The sequence below is a fragment of the Dellaglioa sp. CoH-56-MRSF-13 genome (genome assembly GCF_056782095.1).
Map to the genome: position 1 here is coordinate 1 of NZ_JBXAYC010000031.1, position 638 is coordinate 638.

Sequence of the window (638 nt, forward strand, 5' to 3'; positions counted from 1 at the left end):
GATCGCCTTCACGTCGTCCAGCTCTTCGTTCAGGGCCAGCACCGCCACATCACGCTCGCGCAGATAGGACACCGCGCGGTGTGCGCGTGCATACCAATCGCACTTGGCTTTTACCATGTCGCCATCGTCAAACTGAAAGACATAGCCCTCCGCATCCTCCATGCTTTCGAGCGAAGCTAGCGCCTGCTCCAGCGTCATTTCGTGGATGCGGTTCGGAGCTACCGGTATACGTCGCTCATGAATCATGTTCCACACGTGGTGAAACGGATTCATCATCACATATTCGCCGGTCCTGTTGTCCCGAACGTGCAGCAGCGTGATGGACGGCCGATCGTAACGAACACCACCTGACTTTCAGGGTCCACGAATTCGAAGGTGGCCGTATGGTCCGAGGCCGCAACCACACGCGCAAAATCTGCGATGTTTTTGGGAACCTCGCGCTCGAACGCTCGAACCGTATCTGACGCGTACGACTTCTTCGAGCGCCACGCAAAGCCGTCGTCGTGCGAATACGAGGTGCTCACCATCGACCCATCGATCTTATCGTAGATGCCGGCAAGCTCACCACGCGCCGCGCGCTCCAGCAGCTTTTCGGGCATGAGTTCAGCTTTTTCACCCATGTTGAAAAACTTGTGAAG

Annotated in this window: 2 protein-coding genes; both read right to left on the reverse strand. The window is 56.7% G+C overall.

Annotation, left to right across the window (positions count from 1 at the left end):
* Positions 1-276, reverse strand: a 276-nt coding sequence (locus tag AC1RP1_RS07685) for a hypothetical protein (RefSeq protein WP_481762671.1), incomplete at its 3' end; no start/stop codon positions are given.
* On the reverse strand, positions 276-638 hold a 363-nt coding region (locus AC1RP1_RS07690), incomplete at its 5' end, for an RNA ligase (protein ID WP_481762672.1). The genes AC1RP1_RS07690 and AC1RP1_RS07685, both read right to left, overlap by 1 nt.